Here is a 7,818-nt window from a genome sequence, read left to right as displayed (position 1 = left end):
CCCCACGAAATCCCGTCCTGGAAGCCCCATGTCCGACCGTCTCACCCTCCTGCGCCCCGACGACTGGCACATTCACCTGCGTGACGGTGCCGCGCTGGCCAATACCGTCGGCGACGCCGCCCGCACCTTCGGCCGCGCCATCGTCATGCCGAACCTGGTACCGCCGGTGCGCAACGCCGCCGAAGCCGACGCCTACCGGCAGCGCATCCTCGCCGCCCGTCCCGCCGCCAGCCGCTTCGAGCCGCTGATGGTGCTGTACCTCACCGACCGCACCAGCGCCGAGGAAATCCGTACCGCCAAGGCCAGCGGCTTCGTGCATGCCGCCAAGCTCTATCCGGCAGGCGCCACCACCAACTCGGACTCTGGCGTGACCCGCATCGACAATATCTTCGAAGCGCTCGAGGCGATGGCCGAGGTCGGCATGCCGCTGCTGGTGCATGGCGAGGTGACCCGCGCCGAGGTCGACGTATTCGATCGCGAGAAGCAGTTCATCGACGAGCACCTGCGCCGGGTGGTCGAGCGCTTCCCGACCCTGAAAGTGGTCTTCGAGCACATCACCACCGGCGACGCCGCCCAGTTCGTCCGGGAAGCCCCGGCCAACGTCGGCGCGACCATTACCGCCCATCACCTGCTGTACAACCGCAACCACATGCTGGTCGGCGGTATCCGCCCGCATTTCTATTGCCTGCCGATCCTCAAGCGCAACACCCACCAGGAAGCCCTGCTGGACGCCGCGGTGAGCGGCAACCCGAAATTCTTCCTCGGCACCGACTCGGCGCCGCACGCCCGCCACGCCAAGGAAGCCGCCTGCGGTTGCGCCGGCTGCTACAGCGCCTACGCCGCCATCGAGCTGTATGCCGAGGCCTTCGAACAGCGCAATGCGCTGGACAAGCTGGAAGGCTTCGCCAGCCTGCATGGCCCGGATTTCTATGGCTTGCCGCGCAACACCGACCGGATCACCCTGGTCCGCGAGGAGTGGCAGGCGCCCGCCAGCCTCCCCTTCGGCGACTTCGACGTGGTACCGCTGCGCGCCGGCGAGACACTCCGCTGGAAACTGCTGGAGGCCGGGGCATGAGCGAAGACAACTTCGACGACGAATTCGACGGCAGCCTCCCCAGCGGCCCGCGCCATCCGATGGCGCGCCGCTTCCGCGGCTACCTGCCGGTAGTGGTGGACGTCGAGACCGGCGGCTTCAACTCGGCCACCGACGCGCTGCTGGAAATCGCCGCGACCACCGTCGGCATGGACGAGAAAGGCTTCCTGTTCCCGGAACACACCTACTTCTTCCGCATCGAGCCCTTCGAAGGCGCCAACATCGAGCCGGCCGCACTGGAATTCACCGGCATCAAGCTTGACCACCCGCTGCGCATGGCGGTGCAGGAGGAAGCGGCACTCACCGAGATCTTCCGCGGCATCCGCAAGGCGCTGAAGGCCAATGGCTGCAAGCGGGCGATCCTGGTCGGCCACAACAGCAGCTTCGACCTCGGTTTCCTCAATGCCGCCGTGGCGCGTACCGGGATCAAGCGCAATCCGTTCCATCCCTTCTCCAGCTTCGACACCGCCACCCTGGCTGGCCTCGCCTACGGCCAGACGGTCCTGGCCAAGGCCTGCCAGGCCGCCGGCATGGAGTTCGACAACCGCGAGGCGCACTCGGCACGCTACGACACCGAGAAGACCGCCGAGCTGTTCTGCGGCATCGTCAACCGCTGGAAGGAAATGGGCGGCTGGATGGATGACGACGACTGAGCCTCGGCCCACTTAGGCGGATAACGCCAGGACGTTATCCGTCCTACGCGACCGGTCAGGCAATCTCCCCCTCTTCGGAGCGAGGCGCGTGACCTGGGATGGGGCTGCCGGCCCCCGCGAACCCATGAAAAAGCCCCGCCGAAGCGGGGCTTTTTTCCAACGCGCGAAGCAGGCTCTTCTTACAGCTTGCTGGCGTTCTCGGCCAGGTACTTGGCCACGCCTTCGGGCGATGCGGTCATGCCCTTGTCGCCCTTCTTCCAGTTGGCCGGGCAGACTTCACCGTGCTCCTCATGGAACTGCAGGGCATCGACCAGACGCAGCAGCTCGTCCATGTTGCGGCCCAACGGCAGGTCGTTGACGATCTGCGAGCGCACAACGCCTTCCTTGTCGATCAGGAACGCGCCACGGAAGGCCACGCCACCGTCGGACTCGACGTCATAGGCCTTGGCGATCTCGTGCTTGGTGTCGGCCGCCAGGGTGTACTTGACGGCGCCGATGCCGCCCTTGTCCACCGGGGTGTTGCGCCAGGCGTTGTGGGTGAAGTGGGAGTCGATGGAAACGCCGATCACCTCGACGTTGCGCGCCTGGAATTCCGGGATGCGGTGGTCCAGGGCGATCAGCTCGGACGGGCAGACGAAGGTGAAGTCCAGCGGATAGAAGAACACCAGGCCGTACTTGCCCTTGATGGCCTCGGACAGGGTGAAGCTCTCGACGATCTCGCCATTGCCCAGTACCGCGGCAACGTTGAAGTCAGGCGCTTTCTTACCTACGAGTACGCTCATTCCATGTCTCCTTTAAGCGGAAGGTTGAAGGACGGCACCGCAGCCTGCCGGCTCCTCGTGAAGCCTCGATGGCAGGGGCGCCGTTCCCCGGGAAACAACCATCATACACCCCGCCCCAGCCGGCGCTAAGTCTTTGTCCGACAAAGCCATTTGTCGGGGGGCGAAAAAAACCCGACTAAAACGCTCCAGGGAACTTTGACAATCATTCTCATTATTATTAGTATCTTTTCCAACTCAACTTCCCAGTAGCCAGATCGCCATGTACGTCTGCCTCTGCCAAGGTGTTACCGACAACCAGATCCGCGATGCCATCTACGAAGGCTGCTGCAGCTATCGTGAGGTTCGCGAAGCCACCGGCGTCGGTACCCAGTGCGGCAAGTGCGCATGCCTGGCCAAGCAGGTGGTACGCGAAACCCTCAACGACCTGCAGAGTGCCCAGCCGGTACCGGCGTTCGGGACTACGGCGTTCGTCGCTGCCTGAAAAATATTTTTTATCCCTCTTTCAGAAGAACCGGGCCTGGCGCCCGGTTTTTTTATGCCTTCAATTCAATGACTTAGCGGCAGAACGCGGAAAGAAAACATTCGTATTCATATTCTTTTTCCCTTATATTTCAATAACTTAGGTTTGACACCCTGCTTCGTCGCGGCCAAACTTGGCGAATCACACCCACTACGACGGCAGGATTCGGCATGAAAGGCGACAAGAAAGTCATCCAGCACCTCAACAAGATCCTCGGCAACGAGCTGATCGCGATCAACCAGTACTTCCTCCACTCGCGCATGTGGAACGACTGGGGCCTGAAGCGCCTCGGCGCCCACGAGTACCACGAGTCGATCGACGAGATGAAGCATGCCGACAAGCTCATCGAGCGCATCCTCTTCCTCGAAGGCCTGCCCAACCTGCAGGACCTCGGCAAGCTGCTGATCGGCGAGAACACCCAGGAAATGCTGCAGTGCGACCTGAACCTGGAGCTGAAGGCGACCAAGGACCTACGCGAAGCCATCGTGCATTGCGAGCAGGTGCACGACTACGTCAGCCGCGACCTGCTGAAGGACATCCTGGAGTCGGAAGAAGAGCACATCGACTACCTGGAGACCCAGCTGGGCCTGATCCAGAAAGTCGGCCTGGAGAACTACCTGCAGTCGCACATGCACGAAGACGACTGATCGGGAACCACGACGAAGCGCCGGCGGCCTGCCCCGCCGGCGCTTTTTTCTTGCCCGCCAGAAAGCCTCAGGCGCTGCGCGGCCTGCGCCGGACCAGATCGGCGCGCAGGGCCAGCAACAGGCAAAGACCGACCAGCACCAGCAATGCCCAGCGCAGGCCGATCTCGTGGGCCAGCAGGCCGATCAGCGGCGGCCCCATCAGCAGTCCTCCATAACCCACGGTAGAGACGGCGGCGACTCCGATCACCGGATCGATGCCCGGCTGGTTGCCGGCGGCGCTGATCACGATCGGCACCATCACCGACAGCCCCAGGCCAACCACCCCGAAACCGGCGATGCTCAGCGCCGGCCAGGGGCTGAACAGCGCCACCAGCATGCCCAGCGTGGCCAGCGAACCCAGGCCGCGCAGCAACGGCGCATCGTCGATGCGTCCGCGCAGGCGGTCGCCGAACAGCCGCCCCACCACCATCGCCGCGGAAAACGCCGCGAAGCCCAGCGCCGCCACCCGCTCGGAAGCATCCAGAACGCTGTGCAGGAACAGCGCGCTCCAGTCAGCCACGCCGCCCTCGGAAACGAACGCGCAGAGAATCAGCAGGCCCAGGCCGAGCAAGGCCCGCGGCGGCAAGGTGAAGCCGCCGCCCTTGCGCGCGCCCGCCTTGCTCGGGTCCGGCGGAAGCAACGCGCGTACGAAGAATGGCAGGCTCAGCAGGCCGAGTGCGGAGAGAATGAGGAAGTGCCAGAACGGCGTCAGTCCGGCCAGGGCCGCGGCGCTCAACGCACCGACCAGGCAACCGAGGCTGTACATGCCATGCAGCATGGACATGCAGGGCTTGCCGAGCAGGCGCTCGACATCCACCGCCTGGATGTTCATCGCCACGTCCATCCCGGCGAAGCTCACGCCCAGCACGTAGAAGGCCAACGCCAGTTGCCACCAGCCCTGGCTCAGGCCGAGCAGCGGAAACACCAGCAGCATGATCAGGCAACCGCCGATCACTACGCTGCGGCTGCCGATGCGCTGGACCAGGAAACCGCTCAACGGGAACGCCGTGAGCGCGCCGACCCCGACGCCGAGCAGGGCCTGGCCGAGCGCGCGCTCGTCCAGCTGGGTCTGCTCCTTGAGCGCCGGGATGCGTCCCATCAGGTTGCCGATGACCAGCCCGGCCATGGCGAAGAAATAGATGCAAGCCAGGCGACCCTGGCGAGGATTGACTTCCGACATGGAGGCTCCCGGTTTCCTTGCTGGTTTCTCCGGACAAAAAAGAAACCCCGCACAAGGCGGGGCTCTTCGTCGGATGCGCGGATCAGGCGTTGGCTTTGGCCGCCGCGTCCTTGACCAGGGTCTGCAGTTCGCCCTTCTCGAACATCTCGGCGAGGATGTCGCTGCCGCCGACCAGTTCGCCATTGACCCACAGCTGCGGGAAGGTCGGCCAGTTCGCGTACTTCGGCAGGTTGGCGCGGATTTCCGGGTTCTGCAGGATGTCGACGTAGGCGAACTTCTCGCCACAGGCCATCAGCACCTGGGCCGCGCGCGAGGAGAAACCGCACTGCGGGGCGTTCGGCGAACCCTTCATGTACAGCAGGATGGGGTTGTTGGCGATCTGCTCTTTAATGGTTTCGATGATGTCCATGGCTTACCTCAACAGGAACGTTTCGACACGGTAACTCGGCAAATAATGACCGGTATTGTATCGGAAAGCCTAGCGCGACGCTCGGCTTTACTCTCGCGTTCCGTCGACCCGCTCAGGCCGCTTCCACCTCCACCGGCAGGCCGTTGAGCGCGGCGTTACCCGACAGCAGGTCGAGATGACGCTCGTCGGTCAGGTCGTTGGCGCTGACGCCGGCCTGGGCGCGGGCGATCGCCAGTTGCACGCCGGGCCGCGCGTGGCCCCAGCCGTGCGGCAGGCTGACCACCCCGGGCATCATCTCGCTGCTCGCCGCCACCTCCACCTCGACGCTGCCGACCCGCGAGCGCACCCGCACCCGCTGCCCGTCGACCAGGCCGCGACCCTCCAGATCGCGCGGGTGCATCAGCAACTGGTGACGCGGCTTGCCCTTCACCAGGCGATGGTAGTTGTGCATCCAGGAATTGTTGCTGCGCACGTGGCGTCGTCCGATCAGCAGCAACTGGTCGGACGCAGGCAGTGGCTGTGCGGCGAAGCGTTGCAGGTCGTCGACGAACAGCGGCGGAGCAGCCTGGATGCGCTGGCCGGCGGTCTTCAGGCGCGGCGCCAGGTTCGGCCGCAGCGGCCCGAGGTCGATGCCGTGGGGATGTTCGCGCAGAGTGGCCAGGCTCAGCCTGTGCTCAGAACGGTCGCCGTAGGCGCCCGCGCGCAGGCCGAGGTCGATCATCTGCTGCGGCTCCAGGGTCGGTTTCAGCTCCAGGCCGTTGCGCGCGGCGAAGGCCCGCGCCAGGCCGACGAAGATCTCCCAGTCGTGCAGCGCACCCTCGGGACGCGGCAGCACGGCCTCGTTGAAACGGGTCACGTTACGCACGGCGAAGACGTTGAAGGTGGTGTCGTAGTGATCGTGCTCCAGCGGCGCGGTGGGCGGCAGGATGAGATCGGCGTAGCGGGTCGTCTCGTTGATGTAGAGGTCGATGCTGAGCATGAACTCCAGGCCGTCCAGGGCCTGTTCGAGCCGCCTCCCGTTGGGCGTGGACAGCACCGGGTTGCCGGCTACCGTGACCAGCGCGCGCACCTGCCCCTCGCCTTCGCCGAGGATTTCTTCCGCCAATGCCGCCACCGGCAGTTCGCCGCCATATTCCGGCAGCCCCGAGACGCGGCTGCGCCAACGGTCGAAGTGGCCACCCGAGGTACTCGCCACCAGGTCCAGGGCCGGCGAGGTGCACAGCGCGCCACCGACCCGGTCGAGGTTGCCGGTGACCAGGTTGATCAGTTGCACCAGCCACTGGCAGAGCGTGCCGAAGGCCTGGGTGGAAACGCCCATCCGGCCATAGCAGACCGCCCGTTCGGCGGCGGCGAAATCCCGCGCCAGTTGGCGAATGCTTTCGGCCGGCACGCCACAGCGCACGCTCATGGACTCGGCGTCGAAGACCGCGACCGCCTCGCGCACCCGCTCCAGCCCGTCGACCGGCAGCGGCGTGGGGCGACCGAGGTTCTCCTCGAACAGGGTGTTGAGTATCCCGAGCAACAGCGCCGCATCCTGGCCGGGACGAATAAACAGGTGCCGGTCGGCGATAGCCGCGGTCTCGCTGCGCCGGGGATCGACCACCACCAGCCGGCCGCCGCGGGCCTTCAGCGCCTTCAGGCGCTTCTCCACGTCCGGCACGGTCATGATGCTGCCGTTGGACGCCAGCGGGTTGCCGCCGAGCACCAGCATGAAGTCGGTGTGGTCGATGTCGGGGATCGGGATCAACAAACCATGGCCGTACATCTGCTGGCTGACCAGGTGATGCGGCAACTGGTCGACGGAAGTCGCGGAGAAGCGGTTGCGCGTTTTCAGCAGGCCGAGGAAGTAGTTGCTATGGGTCATCAGGCCGTAGTTGTGCACGCTCGGATTGCCCTGGTAGACCGCCACCGCATCGTTGCCATGGCGCTCGCGGATCTCGCCGAGGCGGCTGGCCACCAGCGCGAAGGCCTCGTCCCAGCCGATCGGCTGCCACTCGCTGCCGACCCGGCGCAACGGCTGGCGCAGGCGGTCGGGGTCGTCCTGGATGTCCTGCAGGGCCACCGCCTTGGGACAGACATGGCCGCGGCTGAAGCTGTCCTGCGGGTCGCCCTTGATCGAGCGGATCCGCGGCACGCCGCCCTCGTCGCTCTCGGTCTCGATGGCGAGACCGCAGATGGCCTCGCAGAGATGGCACGCACGGTAGTGGAGGGTCTTGCTCATGGCTCGCCTCTTCATTGTCGTCGCCGGCCGCCGCGGCCCGGCGCGTACGCGAGGACCAGACGACCGGTCTAGTCGTCGAATCGGCACTATGCGGCGCCTTCCGCCGCCGCGCCAGCAGCGTCAGTCGGCTGAATCGCCAGGCATCAGGCTGGCCGATGGGCGCGGTAGAGGGGAAGCGTGCCGTTTGTCCGGCTGTCAACTATCCACCTGGGAATTCCGGCGCGGCGAAAGCCGGTGCTAAACCTTGTCTCTTCGAGTCCGCCCCTGTCCGACA

At 65.4% G+C, this 7,818-nt stretch carries 8 protein-coding genes; 4 read left to right on the top strand and 4 right to left on the bottom strand.

Annotated elements, in window-relative coordinates:
* Positions 1–28 precede the first annotated feature (28 nt).
* Entirely contained in the window at positions 29–1,075 is a 1,047-nt protein-coding gene (gene pyrC / locus FFS27_RS24575; RefSeq protein ID WP_003092068.1) for a dihydroorotase, read from the top strand.
* Complete coding sequence (rnt, locus tag FFS27_RS24570; protein WP_003092070.1) at positions 1,072–1,746, top strand: ribonuclease T; 675 nt, start codon at positions 1,072–1,074, stop codon at positions 1,744–1,746. Before pyrC ends, rnt begins: the two co-directional genes overlap by 4 nt.
* Positions 1,747–1,925: 179 nt before the next feature.
* Here rnt and FFS27_RS24565 read toward each other — a convergent pair whose 3' ends face one another.
* The gene (locus tag FFS27_RS24565) at positions 1,926–2,528 is read right to left on the bottom strand and encodes a peroxiredoxin (RefSeq protein ID WP_003092073.1); all 603 of its coding nucleotides are present in this window, start codon (positions 2,526–2,528) and stop codon (positions 1,926–1,928) included.
* A gap of 259 nt (positions 2,529–2,787) precedes the next feature.
* Here FFS27_RS24565 and FFS27_RS24560 point away from each other — a divergent pair, with 259 nt between their 5' ends.
* Both FFS27_RS24560 and bfrB read left to right on the top strand, forming a co-directional pair.
* Positions 2,788–3,009: a bacterioferritin-associated ferredoxin gene (locus tag FFS27_RS24560; RefSeq protein WP_003092075.1), complete on the top strand. Its 222-nt coding sequence runs from the start codon at positions 2,788–2,790 to the stop codon at positions 3,007–3,009.
* A gap of 209 nt (positions 3,010–3,218) precedes the next feature.
* A complete protein-coding gene (gene bfrB, locus FFS27_RS24555; RefSeq protein ID WP_003092078.1) occupies positions 3,219–3,695 on the top strand; it encodes a bacterioferritin BfrB in 477 nt (158 codons plus the stop codon).
* Between the two features lie 67 nt (positions 3,696–3,762).
* Here the strand turns inward: bfrB and FFS27_RS24550 are convergent, their stop codons facing one another.
* The 3 genes from FFS27_RS24550 to FFS27_RS24540 all read right to left on the bottom strand — a co-directional run bounded on the left by FFS27_RS24550 (position 3,763) and on the right by FFS27_RS24540 (position 7,544).
* Positions 3,763–4,914 (bottom strand): MFS transporter, encoded by a 1,152-nt coding sequence (locus FFS27_RS24550; RefSeq protein ID WP_015649282.1) that lies wholly within the window; start codon positions 4,912–4,914, stop codon positions 3,763–3,765.
* Between the two features lie 82 nt (positions 4,915–4,996).
* Positions 4,997–5,323 (bottom strand): Grx4 family monothiol glutaredoxin, encoded by a 327-nt coding sequence (gene grxD, locus FFS27_RS24545; RefSeq protein ID WP_003092082.1) that lies wholly within the window; start codon positions 5,321–5,323, stop codon positions 4,997–4,999.
* 112 nt (positions 5,324–5,435) lie between these two features.
* Positions 5,436–7,544, bottom strand: coding sequence for a molybdopterin oxidoreductase family protein (locus tag FFS27_RS24540; RefSeq protein WP_021265138.1), 2,109 nt, complete (start codon positions 7,542–7,544; stop codon positions 5,436–5,438).
* Between the last annotated feature and the right edge of the window lie 274 nt (positions 7,545–7,818).

The sequence above is a fragment of the Pseudomonas sp. 2VD genome (assembly GCF_005503585.1).
Taxonomy (GTDB): Bacteria; Pseudomonadota; Gammaproteobacteria; order Pseudomonadales; family Pseudomonadaceae; genus Pseudomonas; species Pseudomonas aeruginosa.
Note: the sequence above shows the minus strand (reverse complement) of the source record. Positions and strands in the feature narration are given on the sequence as shown.

Excerpts from the sequence above, each read along its gene's own strand:
- bfrB (WP_003092078.1), top strand. The coding sequence starts at position 3,219 with ATGAAAGGCGACAAGAAAGTCATCCAGCACCTCAACAAGATCCTCGGC.
- FFS27_RS24565 (WP_003092073.1), bottom strand. The coding sequence starts at position 2,528 with ATGAGCGTACTCGTAGGTAAGAAAGCGCCTGACTTCAACGTTGCCGCG.
- FFS27_RS24540 (WP_021265138.1), bottom strand. The coding sequence starts at position 7,544 with ATGAGCAAGACCCTCCACTACCGTGCGTGCCATCTCTGCGAGGCCATC.
- rnt (WP_003092070.1), top strand. The coding sequence starts at position 1,072 with ATGAGCGAAGACAACTTCGACGACGAATTCGACGGCAGCCTCCCCAGC.
- FFS27_RS24550 (WP_015649282.1), bottom strand. The coding sequence starts at position 4,914 with ATGTCGGAAGTCAATCCTCGCCAGGGTCGCCTGGCTTGCATCTATTTC.
- pyrC (WP_003092068.1), top strand. The coding sequence starts at position 29 with ATGTCCGACCGTCTCACCCTCCTGCGCCCCGACGACTGGCACATTCAC.
- grxD (WP_003092082.1), bottom strand. The coding sequence starts at position 5,323 with ATGGACATCATCGAAACCATTAAAGAGCAGATCGCCAACAACCCCATC.
- FFS27_RS24560 (WP_003092075.1), top strand. The coding sequence starts at position 2,788 with ATGTACGTCTGCCTCTGCCAAGGTGTTACCGACAACCAGATCCGCGAT.